The 18,111-nt window shown below is 65.4% G+C and carries 18 protein-coding genes; 13 read left to right on the top strand and 5 right to left on the bottom strand.

What is annotated here, in order from left to right; genetic code table 11:
• Nucleotides 1-55: 55 nt before the first annotated feature.
• Complete coding sequence (locus AC13HB_RS06820) at nt 56-1,015, top strand: GGDEF domain-containing response regulator (RefSeq protein ID WP_482948988.1); 960 nt, start codon at nt 56-58, stop codon at nt 1,013-1,015.
• Nucleotides 1,016-1,039: 24 nt separating this feature from the next.
• Here AC13HB_RS06820 and AC13HB_RS06815 read toward each other — a convergent pair whose 3' ends face one another.
• The 3 genes from AC13HB_RS06815 to AC13HB_RS06805 form a co-directional block, all read right to left on the bottom strand.
• Nucleotides 1,040-1,717 (bottom strand): hypothetical protein, encoded by a 678-nt coding sequence (locus tag AC13HB_RS06815; RefSeq protein WP_482948987.1) that lies wholly within the window; start codon nt 1,715-1,717, stop codon nt 1,040-1,042.
• An 84-nt stretch (nt 1,718-1,801) separates the two neighbouring features.
• Nucleotides 1,802-2,662, bottom strand: a complete 861-nt coding sequence (locus AC13HB_RS06810; RefSeq protein ID WP_482948986.1) for an SAM-dependent methyltransferase — start codon at nt 2,660-2,662, stop codon at nt 1,802-1,804.
• A complete protein-coding gene (locus AC13HB_RS06805) occupies nt 2,659-3,474 on the bottom strand; it encodes a glycine/sarcosine N-methyltransferase (RefSeq protein WP_482948985.1) in 816 nt (271 codons plus the stop codon). The genes AC13HB_RS06810 and AC13HB_RS06805 overlap by 4 nt, the downstream gene beginning before the upstream one ends.
• 422 nt (nt 3,475-3,896) lie before the next feature.
• On the opposite strand from AC13HB_RS06805, the gene AC13HB_RS06800 reads away from it, so the two are divergent.
• The 3 genes from AC13HB_RS06800 (at nt 3,897) to infC (ending at nt 6,714) form a co-directional block, all read left to right on the top strand.
• Complete coding sequence (locus AC13HB_RS06800) at nt 3,897-5,042, top strand: glycosyltransferase family 4 protein (protein ID WP_482948984.1); 1,146 nt, start codon at nt 3,897-3,899, stop codon at nt 5,040-5,042.
• Nucleotides 5,039-6,022 carry a glycosyltransferase family 9 protein gene (locus tag AC13HB_RS06795; protein ID WP_482948983.1) on the top strand — a complete coding sequence of 328 codons (984 nt, stop codon included), beginning with the start codon at nt 5,039-5,041 and terminating at the stop codon, nt 6,020-6,022. Before AC13HB_RS06800 ends, AC13HB_RS06795 begins: the two co-directional genes overlap by 4 nt.
• Before the next feature lie 152 nt (nt 6,023-6,174).
• Nucleotides 6,175-6,714: a translation initiation factor IF-3 gene (gene infC, locus AC13HB_RS06790; protein WP_482949177.1), complete on the top strand. Its 540-nt coding sequence runs from the start codon at nt 6,175-6,177 to the stop codon at nt 6,712-6,714.
• A 101-nt stretch (nt 6,715-6,815) separates the two neighbouring features.
• Here infC and AC13HB_RS06785 read toward each other — a convergent pair whose 3' ends face one another.
• Both AC13HB_RS06785 and AC13HB_RS06780 read right to left on the bottom strand, forming a co-directional pair.
• Nucleotides 6,816-7,202 carry a DUF302 domain-containing protein gene (locus AC13HB_RS06785; protein ID WP_482948982.1) on the bottom strand — a complete coding sequence of 129 codons (387 nt, stop codon included), beginning with the start codon at nt 7,200-7,202 and terminating at the stop codon, nt 6,816-6,818.
• 77 nt (nt 7,203-7,279) lie between these two features.
• A complete protein-coding gene (locus AC13HB_RS06780) occupies nt 7,280-8,614 on the bottom strand; it encodes an MFS transporter (protein WP_482948981.1) in 1,335 nt (444 codons plus the stop codon).
• An 86-nt stretch (nt 8,615-8,700) separates the two neighbouring features.
• On the opposite strand from AC13HB_RS06780, the gene AC13HB_RS06775 reads away from it, so the two are divergent.
• The 9 genes from AC13HB_RS06775 to pheT all read left to right on the top strand — a co-directional run bounded on the left by AC13HB_RS06775 (nt 8,701) and on the right by pheT (nt 18,109).
• Nucleotides 8,701-10,068: a dicarboxylate/amino acid:cation symporter gene (locus AC13HB_RS06775; RefSeq protein WP_482948980.1), complete on the top strand. Its 1,368-nt coding sequence runs from the start codon at nt 8,701-8,703 to the stop codon at nt 10,066-10,068.
• Between the two features lie 174 nt (nt 10,069-10,242).
• Nucleotides 10,243-10,725 carry a pre-peptidase C-terminal domain-containing protein gene (locus AC13HB_RS06770; RefSeq protein ID WP_482948979.1) on the top strand — a complete coding sequence of 161 codons (483 nt, stop codon included), beginning with the start codon at nt 10,243-10,245 and terminating at the stop codon, nt 10,723-10,725.
• Between the two features lie 25 nt (nt 10,726-10,750).
• Complete coding sequence (locus AC13HB_RS06765) at nt 10,751-12,520, top strand: hypothetical protein (RefSeq protein WP_482948978.1); 1,770 nt, start codon at nt 10,751-10,753, stop codon at nt 12,518-12,520.
• A 125-nt stretch (nt 12,521-12,645) separates the two neighbouring features.
• Nucleotides 12,646-13,101 carry a MerC domain-containing protein gene (locus AC13HB_RS06760; protein ID WP_482948977.1) on the top strand — a complete coding sequence of 152 codons (456 nt, stop codon included), beginning with the start codon at nt 12,646-12,648 and terminating at the stop codon, nt 13,099-13,101.
• A gap of 158 nt (nt 13,102-13,259) precedes the next feature.
• Entirely contained in the window at nt 13,260-13,460 is a 201-nt protein-coding gene (gene rpmI, locus AC13HB_RS06755; protein WP_482948976.1) for a 50S ribosomal protein L35, read from the top strand.
• Nucleotides 13,461-13,490: 30 nt separating this feature from the next.
• The gene (gene rplT, locus AC13HB_RS06750) at nt 13,491-13,847 is read left to right on the top strand and encodes a 50S ribosomal protein L20 (protein WP_482948975.1); all 357 of its coding nucleotides are present in this window, start codon (nt 13,491-13,493) and stop codon (nt 13,845-13,847) included.
• A 146-nt stretch (nt 13,848-13,993) separates the two neighbouring features.
• Nucleotides 13,994-15,076, top strand: a complete 1,083-nt coding sequence (pheS, locus tag AC13HB_RS06745) for a phenylalanine--tRNA ligase subunit alpha (protein ID WP_482948974.1) — start codon at nt 13,994-13,996, stop codon at nt 15,074-15,076.
• Nucleotides 15,077-15,083: 7 nt separating this feature from the next.
• The gene (locus AC13HB_RS06740; protein WP_482948973.1) at nt 15,084-15,713 is read left to right on the top strand and encodes a hypothetical protein; all 630 of its coding nucleotides are present in this window, start codon (nt 15,084-15,086) and stop codon (nt 15,711-15,713) included.
• Nucleotides 15,710-18,109 carry a phenylalanine--tRNA ligase subunit beta gene (gene pheT, locus AC13HB_RS06735; protein WP_482948972.1) on the top strand — a complete coding sequence of 800 codons (2,400 nt, stop codon included), beginning with the start codon at nt 15,710-15,712 and terminating at the stop codon, nt 18,107-18,109. Before AC13HB_RS06740 ends, pheT begins: the two co-directional genes overlap by 4 nt.
• Nucleotides 18,110-18,111 lie beyond the last annotated feature (2 nt).

Below are 18,111 nucleotides of genomic sequence, written 5' to 3'. Positions count from 1 at the left end.
ATTAGCGAATTTCTCCTATTAACGCGGCTTCGAACCGCGAGGTGGGGGAACTGACGTGGTGGTCGACGCAAGCGATACGGATCGGGTGTCCGTTCTGATCTGCGAAAGCAGCCAGGTGCAATTGCGCATTCTGAGCGAAGCCGTGCGCGAAGCCGGCTATATCGTGCAGACGGCCAGCAATGCGAAGGAGGCGCTCGCCATCCTCGATCTTGTCCCGGTCGATATTTTCGTGACCGGGATCGAGGTAGGCGAGATGAGCGGGCTGGAAGCCTGCTGGTCCCTGAAAGCGTCCGCGGGAACCGAGTCCATCTACACCATCGTCATCACGGCTTCCGGCGACGACCGGCGTCTCGAGGAATCCCTCGATGCCGGCGCCGATGATTTCATCCGCAAGCCGGTCAACATGACCGAGCTGCGGGCCCGTCTTCGCGCCGCGTCGCGCCTGGTGCGCATGCAGCAGCAATTCCGGCGTCTGGCCGAGACCGACGCGCTCACCGGCGCGGCCAACCGGCGCGCCTTCATGCAGTATCTCGACATGCAGGTGCAGCAGGTCCGCCGACAGGATGCGCGTCTCGGTGTGGTCATGGTCGATCTCGACCATTTCAAGCGCATCAACGACACGCACGGCCATGCGGCCGGCGACCGCGTGCTCGTCGACACCGTCCGTGCCATCCAGGCCTGCCTCGGCGAACGCGACATGCTCGGGCGGCTTGGCGGCGAGGAATTCGCAGTACTTTTGCCCGGCGTGGATGCGGCCGAACTGACGGCCGCGGCAGAGCGGTTGCGCGAGGCGGTCGCGGCCCTGTCCATCCACGCCGAAGACGGCCAGCCCATTCCTGTGACGGCCAGTCTCGGCTGCGCCCTGGCCGTGCCGGGCGGCGCGCTGGATATGGCGGACGATCTGCTTCAGAGCGCGGACGAGGCGCTCTACGAAGCCAAGAATGGCGGGCGCAATCGTGTGGTCCTGGCGCGACAGCCCGGCGAGGCGCCGGTCAAGCTTCGCGTGGTGGGCTAGTCGCGCAACCGGTCAGGGAAGCGGTTAGTCCGCGGCGGCTGCGAGCCGGCGGGCTTCATTGATCTTGCCGCGCAGGAGCAGGATGTCGATGCGCTGGGGCGCATGGCTGCGCGCGGTGCTCATATCGTCCCACGCACCGTCGTAATCGTCTTCCTGCAGGCGGTACTCGCCGCGATAATACCAGCCGTCAGCCCGCTCCGGTGCGATGGCGATGAGCTGGTTCGCATCCCGGGACAGTGCTGCCCATTCTTCTTCCTGCAGCGAAAGTGCGGCCCGGCCGGCAAGCGGCGCGGCCGCCCTGGGGTCGAGCGTAAGCGCATCGTCGAAGGCGTTGCGGGCGTCTTCACCCGCACCGAGCCCGGACCAGGTCTCGCCAGCCAGGGTCAGGAGTTCGACGCGTTCGGCGGCGACCATGCCCACCGGCGCCCGATTGGCGATCGCCGCGAGGGCGGATGCGCCCGCGCCGGATTCACCCAAGGCGATGAGCGCCCGCGCCTCGCAGACTTCCGCCGGCCATCCGCCGCCTTCGATCAGCCAGGTCTGGGCTTCGTCGAGCGCTGAGTCCGGATCGGACTCCGCCAGGCCGATACAGGCCTGATAGCGGGCGCTTTCCCGATACAGGGCCTCGGTCTGGCCGAGAGCCGGCGCGGCGGCTGCACCGGCGAGTACGGTGACGAGAAGGGCGGACAGGGTCTGACGCATGGAACACATCCGTTGGAACTGGAACGGGTGAAGGCTAGGACGCCGTGCGCGCCGCGTCCATCGCCAACACCCTGGCATCCTGCCTCAGCGCTTGCGAAAGTGCAGGATGCCCCAGTTGAGATAACCGCTGTCGGCGCCGTCCACCCAGTGCGAAAGCCCGGTCAGCATGCTGTCGACATAGTCCTGGCCGGCGAGCTTGACGATCTCCTCGCGGCGCTCCCGCAATACCTCGGCGACGCGATTGTAGTGCGCCCGGAGGTTTTGCGGCATGGGCCTGATATCGACCGGTTCGAAGCCGCGCTTTCCCAGCTCCTCCCGGTAGAAGGCGATCGAGCCGAAATCGGCGAGATGGATCCGCTTGAGGATGGTGTCGAGCACGCCCTCGGGGCAGTCATCGGCCTGCATCGGGTCGGTGAAGATCAGCTCGCCGCCCGGTTTGAGGATCCGCGCGATCTCGTCCAGCACGCGCGTGCGGGCACCGGAATGCAGAAAGGCGTCCTGGGACCAGACGATGTCGTAACTCCCGTCCTCGTCGGGCAAGGCCTCGAAATTGCCGTAGACCACGTCGATCCGGTGCTCCATGCCGGCTTTGGCAGTGAGTTCCCGGTTATGGGCGTTCTGGGTCTCGGACAGATTGTTGCAGGTGACATGGCAGCCGAAACGCTCGACGAGATATCGGGCCGAACCGCCGAACCCGGCGCCCAGATCGATCACGCGGCTGTCCGGACTGATGGTCTTGAGCATGCCGGCCATCGTCTCGACCGTGCGGCGGCTGGCCTCGGCGATATTGCCGTCGGGCGCCTCGTACATGCCGACATGGATGTCCTCGCCGCCCCAGACTGCCCGGTAGAAGGCGTCGGCCGGCGCGCTGTCGTAATAGGTTTCCGCCTCCTGCACCGCCTTCGGGCGGTCATCTCCAGGGCGATTTTCCGTGGTCACGCTCATGGCTGGATCTTCTCCGCTACATGGATGAAGAAGTCGGGATCATTCTCCTGGTAGGTTTCCTGGAAGTCCCCGAAAGTCTTTATTTTCTGGAAGCCGACATCGGTCAGGAGCTGGCGCGTATAGGCTTTGCGCAGCGGGAACATGTTGAGATAGTACTCGGCCCCGTCCGGGAAGCTGTAGCGGAAGCGTGCGAGCCCGTCGTCCATATAGTCCGGCTCGGCCACGACCTGGTCGCCGCAATAATAGTATTTGTGCTTGGAGCTGAAGCCGCCGTCGAGAATGGCGTCGTAATTCCGGTGATCGAGGATGAGTATCCCGTCCCATTTCAGCGCCGCATAGAACTCGGCCAGCGTGCGCCGGCGATCCTGCTCGTCGTGGAGGTGGGTGAAGGAGTTGCCCAGGCAGATAATGGCGTCGAACTTGCCGTGGACGTCCTTGTTCAGCCAGCGCCAGTCGGCATGCACCGTATTCAGCACGAGACCCTGCTGGCGGGCGTTTTCGAAGGCCTTGCCCAGCATTTCGGCACTGCCGTCCGCGCTGGTCACGTCGAACCCGGCCTTGAGCAGCTGGACGGAGTGGAAACCCGTGCCGGCGGCAACGTCCAGGACGGATGTCTTGCCGCGCGCCTTGAGGATGTCGATGAAGAAGCGGCCCTCGCTCTCCGCCCGGGCGTCCCAGTCGATCAGCTCGTCCCACTTGTCGACGAAACCTTCGATATATTCCTTCTGGTAGTGGTCCGTCTCGCGCTTGGCGATCGGATCTGACCCGAAATCCTGGGCTTCAGGATTGGGATCCAGTTCGGTTTTTGTCATTCCACGTTCACAGGAAACCGGACACGCGCCGCGGCCCGCATTCCTGCGTCCCTCTGGTTGCGCCTCCCGCCGGCGAAATAACACACGACAAGCGATAGCGTGCCGGCGAGACTGCTCATATTGGTTCATAGGGCGGCGGCGGGGGCGCGTTATCGTGCGAGCCTCTCCGCGAGTGCGATTGTATTGCTTGTATCCGCGCCCGACCGGCCAGGGCCGGGCTGCGGCGCACCGACCGCTCGGACTGGCACACTCCGGGATTGCATCGGAGCGCCTGCCACACCCGATGAGCTATCAAAATTGCGAGGGCCCCGCAACCGAAAGCCCGGCCGGCGGACCCTGAATGCGCCTGCCGGTTTGTCTTCTTCGGGGAGGTGTGAAAGAAGAGTCGCGCGAGGGGCGGGACAGGTAACCGACACAAATCCATGATTGTTCTGCAGGTCATTCCGGAGCTCGAGGCCGGCGGTGCCGAGCGGACCACGCTGGAAGTGGCCGAGGCGGTCGTCGCTGAGGGCGGTCGTGCGCTGGTCGCCAGTCAGGGCGGCCGCCTGGAAGACGAGCTGAAAGCCGTCGGCGGAGAGCTGGTCCGCATGCCCCTCAAGAGCAAGAACCCCGTCACCGTCTGGCGCAATGCCGGCCGGCTGGAAAAGCTGATCCGCGCGGAAGGCGTCGAACTGGTCCATGCCCGCTCTCGCGCGCCGGCCGTAAGTGCGTTGCTGGCCTGCCGGCGGACCGGCGCAGAATATGTGACCACCTATCACGGCACCTATAACGCCCGGTCCGGGCTCAAGCGCTGGTATAATTCCGTCATGGCGCGCGGCACCTGCGTGATCGCCAATTCCGAATTCATCCGGGACCATATCGCCCGTGAACACCCCTTCGCTGTATCGCGCATCCGCGTCATTCCGCGCGGTGTCGACCTCGACCGGTTCGACACGGCCGCGGTGGAAGCGGCGCGGATCGAGGCGCTCGCGCAGGCCTGGGGCGTGGACCGTTCGGACCCGGCGCCGATCCTGCTCCTGCCGGGCCGGCTGACGGCCTGGAAAGGGCAGCGGGAAACGATCGCGGCGCTCGCCATGATGAAAGCGCGCGGCGAGGGCGTTCCGCGACTGCTTCTGGCCGGCGACGCCCAGGGGCGCGACGCCTATGTGGCCGAACTCGAGGGCCTGATCGCGGCAGCCGGGCTGGAAGAGACGGTCAAGCTGGTCGGCCATTGCACAGACATGCCGGCGGCCATCGCGCTGAGCGATCTCGTGCTGACGCCGTCGGTCGAACCGGAAGCCTTCGGGCGCACGGCGGCCGAGGCCGGCGCGATGGGCAAGCCGGTCATCGCAGCCGATCACGGCGGTGCACGGGAAGTCGTCCTGCACAGCGAAACCGGCTGGCGCGTGGCGCCGGGCGACACCTCCGCCCTGGCCGCCGCGATCGCGGGCGCGCTGGCGATCTCGAAGGAAGGGCTTGCACAAATCGGCAATCGCGCCAAAGCTCATATCCGGGAAAATTTTTCGACGCGATCCCTGCAAGCTTCGACTTTGCGCGTTTATCACGAGGTTCTACACTCAGACCCATGAGCGATCTGCAGCGTGACATTACCTATATCGTGCACTGGGGCGATCTGGCCTCGACCGTGCGCATGCTGGCGACCGCGAAGACGCTGCGCGAGGTGCACAAGCGCGACCGCATCATCCTGCTGACGACGCCGGACTACGAGTCCTTCCTCAAGCATTGTCCCTATTTCAACGCCATCGAGATCGATGCGAAGCCGGATACGCGCCCGCTCATGGGACTGCGCGACAAGCGTCTGAAAGTGACCAAGCCGACGCGCGTCTACGATCTCGTGGGCGACACGGAATCGCGCAAGATGAAGCGGCTCTTCCGTTTCTCGCGCTGTCAGTGGACGGAGATCGCGGCGGACCCGGCCTCCGGCCAGCATCCGGTCGACGAGGTCGCGGGCAAGGTCAATGCGGTGCTCGGGACGGGGCCGACCTATTATCCGCTCGGCAGCGCGCCGGCGCCGGATGCGAGCTGGGTCGACTTCTTGGCCAAGAAGTCGCGCATGCTGGATCCGGAATATTTCGGCCTCAACGGCCCCTTCGCCCTGCTGGCGCCTGCTGGCGACACGGTGAAGCCGGCCCTGCGCTGGCCGCAGGAAAGATGGGCGGCCCTGGCCCATTCCCTGATCGAGGAAGGCATCACGCCGGCCGTCATCGGCGGCCCGGATACGCGCGATGTGGGACGTCATGTCTCGCATGTCGCGCCTGGCGCTCGCGACATCACCGGCAAGGCGAAACTGCCGCAATTGTCGGGACTTGCCCGCCATACGCGTTTCATTTTCGGCGAGGATACGCCGCTTCTTCACCTACTCGTCGCCTCCGGCGCGCCGGCGCTGGCGCTCTACGGCAATGTGGACGATCCGGCGCCGATCGCGCCGCGCGGCGAGTCCCCGGTCATCCTGATGCATGCGACGACGCTGGCCCAGGTCACGCCGGACGAGGCGCTGGCCGCGATGCGTTTCGCCGGCGGCTTCAACGCGGCCCCGGCAGCGGCGTGAACCGCTTCGCACGCTTGCTAAATGTGATCATTTCACCATAGTGCGCGCCTCTTGGCGGATCGGGCGCGGATTTTGCCCGCTTGGGACTTGATCCCGCGCGCCGCCGGGACGATTACTATATTTCAGCTTGGGGCCACAAAGGAGACAAGGCCATAGCCCGTAGACCGCACCACGCGCAGCCGCCGAAGAAAGAAGGTCCGCGCACCAACCGGGATATCCGCGTACCGCGGGTGCTCCTGATCGACGAACATGGCGAGAAGCAAGGCATCATGCCTGTTGAAGCGGCGCTCGAAGCAGCGTCCGAAGCGGGACTCGATCTTGTCGAGGTCTCACCGAATGCCGATCCGCCCGTCTGCAAGATCGTCGATTACGGCAAGCTGAAATACCAGGAACAGAAAAAGAAGGCCGAGGCCAAGAAGAAGCAGAAGACCGTCGAGATCAAGGAGATCAAGATGCGTCCGAACATCGACGTGCATGACTACCAGGTGAAAACCAAGGCCATGACGCGTTTCTTCGAAGCCGGCGACAAGGTGAAGGTCACGCTCCGCTTCCGCGGCCGCGAAATGGCGCACCAGGACCGCGGCATGGATATCATGAACCGGGTCAAGGAAGACTTCGCCGAAGTGGCCAAGGTCGAATTCGAGCCGAAGATGGAAGGCCGTCTCATGGTCATGGTGATGGCGCCGCGCTGATCGCGCCGCCCGCCGACGAGACGAAGCGAAGAACGGCGCCCCCCCCGGGTGCCGTTTTTTCTTGCCCGCCGTCTGGGCCCGGAGGCGCGGCGCGCTGTCCTCTAGAGGCTCGCGATCACGCCCTGCAGCATCTCCCGGACTTCGTTCGCAATACGGCCCAGCGCCTCGTTCTCGATGGCGGACATGGAGGCGACCGGATCGACGGCCGAGACCGTGGACACGCCCGGCTCGTATTCCTGCACGATCACATTGCAGGGCAGCATGACGCCGATATTGGGCTCGGCCTCGAGCGCCTGGTGGGCGAGTTTCGGATTGCAGGCGCCGAGGATGCGATAGGGCCGGAAATCGACATCGATCTTCTGCTTGAGCGTGGTACTCACATCGATCTCGGTAAGGATGCCGAATCCGGCCTCGGCCAGGGCCTCGGTGACCTTCTCGATGGCAGCATCCATCGGCATGTCGAGCGTTTTGGTGAAGGTGTAGCTCATCGTCCATTTTCCCATGGCTGATTGCGTCACACCATGCGCCTGTCCGCGGTGCGGGGAAAGCCGCGGTTTGACGCAGGTCAGCCCGGCTTGACGGGGCCGGCGGCCTCCGCCTGCGCGAGGGGGGCAGCCGGTTCGACTTCTTCCACCGCATCCAGCTCGTCGGTATGAGCCAGTTGCGGGAAAAGCTTGAACCAGGCGGCTGCGGTGACCAGCGCCATGCCGCCGCCCAGCAGGACCGCGCCGATCGGGCCGAGGAAACGGGCGGCGACGCCGCTTTCGAACTCGCCCAGCTCGTTGGAGGCGGAGATGAAGATGAACTCGACCGAGGAGACCCGTCCGCGCATCGACATGGGCGTGGCCAGCTGGATGATGGACTGGCGGATGAAGACCGAGATCATGTCCGCTGCGCCCGTGACCGCCAGCGCGACCATGGACAGGATCAGCACGGTGGAGAGGGCGAAGCCGATCATCGCCACGCCGTAGACGGCGATGGCGCCGAGCATCCAGGCGCCGATCCTGCGCGTCAGCGGCCGCGTGGCGAGCAGGAAGGCGACCAGCGCCGCGCCGACGGCCGGCGCGGTCCGCAGCAGGCCGAGGCCGACCGTGTCCGTGTGCAGCACATCGCGGGCGAAGACCGGGAGCAGGGCGGTCACGCCGCCGAACAGCACGACGACCAGATCGAGCGAGATGGCGCCGAGCACCACCTTGTTGTCTCGCACATAGCGCAGCCCCTCGATCACCATGGCCCAGCCGCGCGTGCCGTGGAGTTTCTCATGGCCCGGCGTGCGCGCCGTGGCGATGGCGACCGTCGCCAGGACGAGCATGGCGGCGCTGACCAGATAGACCGTGGTCGGCCCGAGAATATAGAGCAGCCCGCCCAGGGCCGGACCACCGATGGCGGCGGCCTGGAAACCGAGCGAATTCCAGGCGATGGCCTGGCGCATGTCGGCGCGCGGCACGATGCGCGGGAGGAGCGCGCTCGCGGCCGCGGGCGAAAAGGCGTGGGTGACGCCGAGCAGGGCGGCGGCGGAAAACACGATCCAGAGCGTGACCGGGCCGGAATAGAAGGGACTGACCGCCAGCGCGATCGCGCACAGGACACGAATGAGATTGGTGACGATCAGGATCAGCTTGCGATCGAGACGGTCGGCGGCCTGCCCGCCCAGCAGGGAGAGAAAGAAGACCGGCGCGAACTGGGCCAGGCCGACAAAGCCCAGCATCAGGGCGGATTCCTCGATCGAGCGCGTCTCGCGGGCGACGTCATAGACCTGCCAGCCGATCGCAACCGCCTGCATCTGGCGGGCCGCGGACAGCAATTGCCGCATGGTCCAGTAGTGCCGGTAGGGCTGGATGCGGAAGATATCGAGCGAGGGGGTCAGCACGGCGAAGACTGATACACAGCGTCGCGGCATCCTCAAAGCGGCGCGATCTGCCGCAGTTTACCTCGGGTTCCGATCTTGGCATGCAGTAGGTCGGGTGGGGCAGGCTGGAGGCCGGCATGTTCGGGCGACGGATTTTCGGAGGCGGGCCGGCGCGGCATGCGCTGAACCTGCGCGCCGTGCGCGGCCTGATCCGCAGCCGCCTCTGGGCGCAGATCCTCATTGCCATGATGCTGGGCCTCACGGCAGGCGCGCTGCTGGCGCCGACGGCGGGGTCGCCCTTCGCCCTGGAAATGGAGATGGCTGAGCTCGCCGGCGCCTGGCTGCGCCTGCCGGGGTCGATCTTTCTCAATCTCATCCAGATGGTGGTGATCGGCCTGATCTCGACCTCGATCGTGCTGGGCATCACCGCCACCGGAGATGCCCGGATGCTGGGCCGGGCCGCGGGCCGGATCGTGCCCTATTTCCTCGTCACGACGACGATCGCCGTGGCGATCGGCGCCACATTGGCAACGCTGGTCGGGCCGGGGCATTTCGTCGATCCGTCCGCCTTTCTCGATACGGAATCGGCCGATGCCCTGGCGGCTTCGGTCGCCGAGATGAGCGGCAATGGCGCTGCGCCGGCCATGGCCGTGGAGGCCATTCCGGAAGAGGTCGCATCCATCATTCCCGCCAACCTGTCCTCGGCAGTGCTGTCGCGGAACATGTTCCAGATCGTGATCGCCGCCACGCTGGGCGGCGTTGCGCTGGCGACGCTGGGGGCGGAGAAGGCCAAGCCTCTGATCACGCTGATCCAGCTTGTCCAGGAAGTCTCGCTGGTCATCGTCGGCTGGGCCATGCGCCTTGCGCCGGTGGCGGTGTTCGGCCTGATCTGCGATTTCGTCATGCGCACGGGCCTGTCGGCGCTGCTCGGCCTGTCTGTCTATATCGGCTGCGTGCTGGGAGGGCTGGTCGTTCTGCTCGGCGTCTATCTCGTCATCGTGGCGGTGCTCGGCCGTCGTAATCCGCTGACCTTTCTCGGCCAGGTCGCCGACGCCCAGCTGCTGGCCTTCTCCACCTCGAGTTCCGCCGCCACCATGCCGCTCTCCCTGCGCATCGCCGAAGAGCGGCTGGATGTGCGGCCGGCCGTGACCCGTTTCATCATCCCGCTCGGCGCGACGGTGAACATGGACGGTACCGCGCTCTACCAGACCGTCGCGGCGGTCTTCATGATCCAGCTATTCCAGGTCGATCTGGACACCCTGTCCTTCATTGTGCTCGCCGTGACCGTGATCGGCGCCTCGATCGGCAGTCCGAGTACGCCGGGCGTGGGCATTGTCATTCTGGCCAGCGTGCTCGCCTCGGTCGGCATTCCCGCGGAAGGCGTCGCCATTCTGCTCGGCGTCGACCGGATTCTCGACATGTGCCGGACTTCGGTGAACGTCACCGGGGACCTCGTGGCCTGCACCGTCATGGATCGCTGGCTGCCCGCACCGTCCGGGGAATAGGGGCGGAGACGGGGATGACGTCTTATCTTTGCCGCATCCGTGCCGAATTCGCGGCTGCGGCGTTCAGTCCGGGTTCAGCAGGTTTGTTTTGAGATGCAAATCTATGGAAAGCATGTTGAAGTAAGGCCGGATCGGAGGCGAGACAACGCTGCCATCCGGATCCGGGGAGGCTCAATGCCAGGACAGGTCGTCACGCTCATCCTGCTCGCTGCGCTGATGGCGCCGGCTGCGATCGCACCGGCTGTCCTGGCGCAGGACGTCACAGCGCCGGCCACCTATGGCGAAGCCTATCTGTCGGCCGGCTTCACGCCGGACCCGCACCGGGTCCCGCTGACGGCGGGCGGCGATATCGACGCTGCGGCGAGCATTGGCGGCGGCTGTATCGGCCATATCGCCCGGGCGCCCGATTTCGACCTCTATTACAATGCCGGCACGCTGCCGCTGATCATCTCGGTCGGCTCGGGCGCGGATACGACGCTCGCGGTCAATGCGCCGGACGGCAGCTGGTACTGCGACGATGACGGCGGCGACGGGCTCAACCCGTCCGTCCGCTTCAGTCCGCCGCAGACCGGCGTCTACGACATCTGGGTCGGGACGGTTCTCGAGGCGCAGCCCGCGCCCGCCGTGCTGACCATTTCCGAACTGCACAGTCAGTAATCATCGCTTACGGGGGAGAGAGACCATGAAGTTTTCATACATGACCGGCAGCGCTATCGCGGCGCTCTGCCTGACCGCCACGACCGGCGCCGTCGCCGGCGCGCAGGACGTCAATGCGCCGCCTGCCTACGGTTCGATCGAGCTCGATGCGGGCTTCATGCCGGATCCGGCCTCCATCGGTATACGTGCCGGCGGTGCGATCTATGCCGGGACGGCGTCTGGGGGCTGCACGGGCTATATCACCCACCAGCCTTCCTACAATCTCGATTATTCGGCCGGCGAGTTCGATCTTTTCATTTCCGCCGCCTCCGATGCCGACGCGACCCTGGTCGTGAATGCGCCGGACGGCAGCTGGCACTGCAATGACGACGCTCCGGCGCAGGGGCTTAATCCGGGGGTCGAGTTCACCAATCCCCAGTCCGGCCGCTACAATATCTGGGTCGGCACATTCAGCTCCGGCGGCGGCTACGAGCCGGCCATGCTGCATATTTCCGAAGTCGGCTTCTCCGCCGAGAACATCTATTCGCGTGCGCCCGACGCCGATCTTCAGCCTGCGCACGGCACGCTCGATGTGAATTCCGGCTTCGCCGACGATCCGCGCATTCTTTCGGTCGAGGCCGGCGGCGATCTCGACGCAGAGCGGACCACACCCGGACATTGCTGGGGCTATGTCCAGGAAGCGCCGGACGTCTGGGTGAATTACGAGGCGGGCAATGCCTTCGACCTCTATCTCTCGATGGAAGCCGAAGCCGACACGACGCTCATCGTGCAGGGGCCGGACGGCAGCTGGCACTGTGATGACGACGAGGCCGGCGACTTCAATCCGGGCGTTCGCGTCGAAAATCCGGTTGCCGGACGCTATGCCGTCTGGGCGGGTCGCTTCTCGGCCGGTCCGGCCGCTCCGGCGTCGCTTTTCGTCTCCGAGCTCGGTTTTCTCGGCGATGTCGACGAACCGGCCGAGCTGGATTACAGCCTGCCCTCCGGCTACGGCTCGACCAGCCTGACCGCCGGTTTCACGCCCGATCCGTTCAACGTACCGGTCCAGGCCGGCGGCGATGTCGATGTCTGGGAAGCGGTCGGCCAGAACTGCCGCGGCTTCGCCACAACCGCGCCGAGCTATGACGTCACCTATGAGGCGGGCAGCTTCGATCTCTACATCTCGGCCAGTTCGATGGGCGACGCCACCCTGGTGGTGAACGCGCCGGACGGCAGCTGGTGGTGCGATGACGACAGTGCCGGCAGCCTCAATCCGGGCCTGCGTTTCGACGACCCCATGTCCGGCCGCTACGACATCTGGGTCGGCACCTATAGCGAGGGCGATACCGGCCCGGCGACCCTGCATATCTCCGAGCTCGGCTTCGGCGAGAATTTCACCGAGAACACGGTGCTCGACTGGTCGCTCGAGTCCAATTACGGCGGCATCGATCTGGCCGGCGGTTTCCAGCCGGATCCCTATCTGGTCGACCTGGCTGCGGGCGGTACGCTGGAGGCGCGCTATGCGGCCGATCAGAGCTGCCGCGGTTTCGTCACGGAAGCGCCGGACTTCGAGCTGACTTTCGAGCCCGGGACGCTGGACCTCTTCATTTCGGCGGTTTCGGACTCCGATACCACGCTGGTCATCAATGATCCCAGTGGCAACTGGGTCTGCGATGATGACAGCGCCGGCAGTCTCAATCCGGGTATCCGGTTCGAGAACCCGGTTGGCGGTGTGTACGACATCTGGGTCGGTACCTATCGCAATGGCCCGGTTGCGGACGCACAGCTGGCGATCTCGGAGCTCGGCTTCCACGAATAGGCGGTCGCGTACCGGACGGAAAAGGCGGCCTACGGGCCGCCTTTTTTATGCTTGAAGCGCACATCCGGTCTTTTCAGACGGACAATGTTATACTATATCGTCCGCAGGTTCCGATTGGACATGCAATGCGCTTACCCCGATTCAAATCCGGCCGTCATATCGCGCTCGACGCGACGGGTATTTCCCTGTCCGCGCTGTGCGTGCTGCACTGTCTGGCCTTTCCGGCCGCGGCCGTCGCCGCGCCCATGCTGGCGCCCGAGGTAAGCGAGCTGTTCGGCGTCGGACATGACTGGCATCTCGTCCTGCTGGTTCTCGCCGCACCGGTTTCGCTGCTGGCCCTGGGCTGGAGCGTGCGCACAACGCGCGGCGGCTGGCCGGTCCTGCTGGTCGGTCTGCTTGGCCTGGGGCTGATGGCTGTCGGGGCGAGCCATGTCTTCGACCGGACCATAGAGACCGTGCTGACGCTGAGCGGGGTAACCGTTCTGGCCGGCGCGCATTTCGCCAACTGGGTGCGCCGCGGCCGGGCCGGTCATGTGCATGCCCGCGATTGCGGTCTCTGCGAGCACAGCACAGGTCACTGATACGGACGGGAGGCGAGACTCCCATCCGGTCTTGCAATCCCCGGCTTTCCACGTATAAACCCCCGCTTCCAACACCAGCTTGCCGGGCCCGTTCGACATGCCCGCTGGCTGCAACATCCATCGGACCGCCTCAAAGCAGTCCTGCAGAGGAGATGAAAATGTCGAAGATGAAGACCAAGAGCGGCGCCAAGAAGCGCTTCAAGCTCACCGCCACGGGCAAGGTGAAGGCCGGTCAAGCCGGCAAGCGCCACGGCATGATCAAGCGGACCAACAAGCAGATCCGCAACAAGCGCGGGACGACCACCCTGTCGCCCCAGGACGCTACGATCGTCAAGAAGTACATCCCGAACGGCCTGTAAGGCCGCTGGCACCGAGTTAGGAGCACTATCATGTCTCGAGTTACGTCCGGACCGGCGACCGCAAAGCGCCACAAGAAAGTCATCAAGAAGGCGAAAGGCTATTACGGCCGCCGCAAGAACACCTTCCGCACCGCCGTCCAGGCTGTGGAGAAGGCCGGCCAGTACGCCTATCGCGACCGCCGCGCCAAGAAGCGCAATTTCCGCTCGCTGTGGATCCAGCGCATCAATGCCGGTGCCCGCGAGCACGGCCTGACCTATTCGGCCTTCATGAACGGTCTGACCAAGGCCGGCATCGAAGTCGACCGCAAGGTCCTCTCCGACATCGCCGCGCGCGAGCCGGAAGCGTTCAAGGCCCTGGTCGACCAGGCGCGCGCCGCGCTGGCCTAGAGCCGAACGCAGAACAAGTTTGGAAGAGGCCCGCAGCGCACCGCTGACGGGCCTTTTTCTTGTCTCCATGCACGGCATCTTCCTTGCGGTGTCGACACTGCAGAATCCAGCCGCTAAACCGACCTCGACCGTGAGGGACGATATTCATGACCGACACATCCAATCTCGACGCGCTCGAAGCCGAGGTGCGCAGCCAGATCGACACCGCGGGCGACGAAGCCGCGCTGGACGCGGTGCGGGTTGCCGCACTGGGCAAGAAGGGCTCCGTCTCGCTGATGATGCGCGAGCTGGGCAGGATGAGCCCGGAAGAGCGCCAGGTGATGGGCCCGGCCCTCAACGGGCTGAAGACCCGGCTCAACGACGCCATCGAGGCGCGCAAGGCCGATCTGGAAGCCGCAGCGCTCGATGCGGCGCTGGCGTCGGAAGTGGTCGACGTTACCCTGCCGGTGCGTCCCGAGGCGAAGGGTTCGCTGCACCCGATCACCCAGGTGATGGAAGAGCTCGCCGTGATTTTCGCCGATATGGGCTTTGCCGTCGCGGAAGGGCCGGACGTGGAAGACGACTTCCACAATTTCACCGCCCTCAACTTCCCCGAAGGCCACCCCGCGCGCGACACGCAGGACACCTTCTTCATGAAGCCGGACGCCGAAGGCCTGCGCAAGGTCCTGCGCACGCACACCTCGCCGGTCCAGATCCGCACCATGCTGAAGGGCGAGACCCCGATCCGCATCATCGCGCCGGGCCGCGTCTATCGCTGCGACTGGGACCAGACCCACACGCCCATGTTTCACCAGGTCGAGGGCCTGGTGATCGACAGGGAAACCCATATGGGTCACCTCAAGGGCGTGCTGCTGGACTTCATCGCCGCCTTCTTCGAGACCGACCAGGTCGAGGCGCAATTCCGTCCGCACCACTTCCCCTTCACCGAGCCGAGCGCCGAGATGGACGTGCGCTATGAGCGGGTCGGCGATGCGGTGAAGGTCGGCTCCGGCGACAAGTGGATGGAAATCCTCGGCTGCGGCATGGTCCACCCGAACGTGATCCGCAATTGCGGTCTCGATCCGGACGAATACCAGGGCTTCGCCTTCGGCATGGGCGTGGACCGCCTCGCCATGCTCAAATACGGCGCCCCGGACCTGCGCGACTTCTTCAATTCCGACGTCCGCTGGCTGGCCCATTACGGCTTCAGCCCGCTGTTGCAGGCGAACCTCGCGACGGGGCTGAGCTGAGTCCGACATGTGGCGCTGGCTGACAAATAACCATCAGACCCTGACCGGGATCGGTGCGATGCTTGTGGGTATCGCGGCGCTGTTCGTGGCCTGGGACCAGGGCCGGGTGATGCGCGCGCAGCAGCATGGCGCGGTGGTACCGGTCATCCAGCTGGACGGCTTCATTACATCCACGCTCGAACAGCGTGAAATGGGTCTGCGCATCCAGAATAATGGCGTCGGACCGGCCATGATCGGGACGGTGGAGCTCCTGCGCGACGGTGAGCCGACGACTGATTTCGATCCGCTGCTGCTCCGTATGCCTGCCGGTTTCGACCGGTCCTGGTCGAGTGTCACCGGCCGGGCGCTGGCACCGAATGGCGTGGTCGAGCCGGTCGTTTTCCGCTGGGATCGCGACGCGCTGGACCAGCAGGGTCTGGATGACGTGCTGGCTGAATGGTCCCGCTGGGATATGCGTCTTTGCTATTGCTCGGTCTTCGACCGGTGCTGGGTGGCGACGGCATCGAATGCGCGACGGATTCCGGTGCGCCAGTGCACGGGCCCGACGGACGACATTTTTGAGATTTTCGGCAATGCGGAGACGCCCGACTCCGCTCGCCCGCAAGAAACCCTTGAAGACGGCAGGGACCAACCATGAAATTCCCGCTTTCCTGGCTGAAATATCACCTCGAGACCGAGGCCACGCTCGACGAGATCGCCGAGGCGATGACCATGGCCGGTCTCGAGATCGAGGATATCGACAATCCGCTGGAGAAATTTGCGGATTTCACGGTCTGCCATGTCACGGCGGCAGAAAAGCACCCGGATGCGGACAAGCTGAAAGTCTGCACGGTCGAGACCAAGGACGGCACCAAGACCATCGTCTGCGGCGCGCCCAATGCGCATGCCGGCATGTATGCCATCTACGCCCCGCTGGGGACGTATATTCCCGGCCTCGACTTCGCGCTCGACAAGAAGCCGCGCAAGATCCGCGGCGTGGAGAGCCACGGCATGATGTGCTCGGCCAGGGAGCTCGAGCTCGGCGAGGATCATGACGGCATTATCGACCTGCCCGAACCCTTCGAAGTCGGTACGCCGGCCGTCGTGGCGCTGGGCCAGGACGATCCGGTAATCGATTTCGAGGTGACGCCGAACCGTCCCGACTGGCTGGGCGTGCGCGGCATTGCCCGCGATCTCGCCGCCACCGGCATCGGGACGCTCAAATCCCATGAAATCGAGGCCATCCCCGGCAAGTTTCCGTGCCCGGTCACGGTCGAGCTGAACTGGCCGGAAGCCTGCCCGGTCTTCGCCGGCCGCGTCATCCGCGGCGTGAAGAATGTCGAAAGCCCGGCCTGGCTGAAAAAGGCGCTGACATCGATCGGCCTGCGTCCGATCAACTTCCTCGCCGATATCACCAATATGATCTCCTATGATCGCTGCCGTCCGCTGCACGTCTACGACCTGTCCAGATTGCAGGGCATCGTCCGCGCCCGCCGCGGCAAGGGCGAGGCGGACACTTTCGAGGCGCTGGACAATAAGGACTACGTGCCGGGCGAAGATCAGTGCGTCATCGCCGACGATGCCCGCTGCCTCGGTTTCGGCGGCATTATGGGCGGTACTTATTCCGGCGTGACCGAAGAGACGACGGACGTCTTCCTGGAAAGCGCCTGGTTCGATCCGCTGATCACCCGCGCCACCGCCAAGGCGACCGGTATCGACAGCGATGCGAAATACCGTTTCGAGCGCGGCGTCGATCCGGCCTCGGTCGTGGCTGGTATCGAGCAGGCGACCGAGCTGGTGCTGCGCTATTGCGGCGGCGAAGCCTCCGAGGTGATGGTCGCGGGTGAAATTCCGGCTGCGCCGGCCCCGATCGAGTTCCCGCTGTCCGAAGTGAAGCGCCTGACCGGTCTCGACCTGCCACGCGCGGAGGTCGTCCGCATTCTGGAAACGCTCGGCTTCGAGCCGAAGGGCGAGGGCGATGTGCTCACCGTCGGCGTGCCGAGCTGGCGCATGGACTGCACGCAGAAGGCCGACCTCGTCGAGGAAGTCGCGCGCATTCACGGCTATGACAAGCTGGATGCGGTCTCGCTCTCGCGTCCGCCGGTGCGCCGCGAGGCACCGGCCACGCCGATGCAGCTGCGCGCGCGTTATGCCCGCCGCGCCCTGGCCGGGCGGGGCTATTCGGAAGCCGTGACCTGGTCCTTCTGCGAGAAGAGCCAGGCGGCACTGTTCGGGGGCCATGGCGAAGGCCTCGAACTGGACAATCCGATTTCCTCCGAGCTGGACGTGATGCGACCGACGGCGCTGATCCATCTTCTCACCGCGCTTCAGGCCAATGCCGATCGCGGCCAGGAGGGCGCCTGCCTGTTCGAAGTCGGCCCGGTCTATGTCGACGACACGCCGAAGGGCCAGCGCCTGGTCGCGACCGGCGTTCGCCGCGTCGAGGCGGGCCGTCACTGGGCCGGCACGCGCCAGCCGGACGTGTTCGACGCCAAGGCCGACGCCATGGCGGCGCTCGAGGCCGCCGGCGCGCCGGTTGCCTCGCTGCAGGTGGCGCCGGAAGCGCGCGACTGGTGGCATCCGGGCCGCTCCGGCGTGATGCGCCTGGGGCCGAAGAACGTCCTGGCCGAGTTCGGCGAGATTCATCCGCGCATTCTCAAGGCGCTCGATATCGACGGCCGCGTCCTGGCCTTCGAGATCGTGCTCGACAAAATCCCGCAACCCAAGAAGGGCTCCGGCCTGAAGGCGCGCTCCCAGCTGGACCGTGCCGACCTGACGCCGGTGCGCCGCGACTTCGCCTTCCTGGTCGACAGGACCGTAGCGGCGGACGCTCTGGTGCGGGCCGCGAAAGGTGCGGACAAGCAGTTGGTTACGGATGTGAGCGTGTTCGACGTCTATGACGGCAAGGGCGTGCCCGACGGGCAGGTCTCGCTGGCACTGGAGGTCACGCTCCAGCCGCGCCAGAAGACGCTCACCGAGAAGGATATCGAGGCTGTCGCGGCCGCGATCGTCAACAAGGTGACCAAGGCGACCGGCGGTACGCTGCGGGGCTAGCG

The sequence above is a fragment of the Maricaulis sp. B-26 genome, from assembly GCF_056857855.1.
The sequence above is the reverse complement of the archived record's forward strand: the minus strand, read 5'-3'. Positions and strand labels throughout refer to the sequence as shown.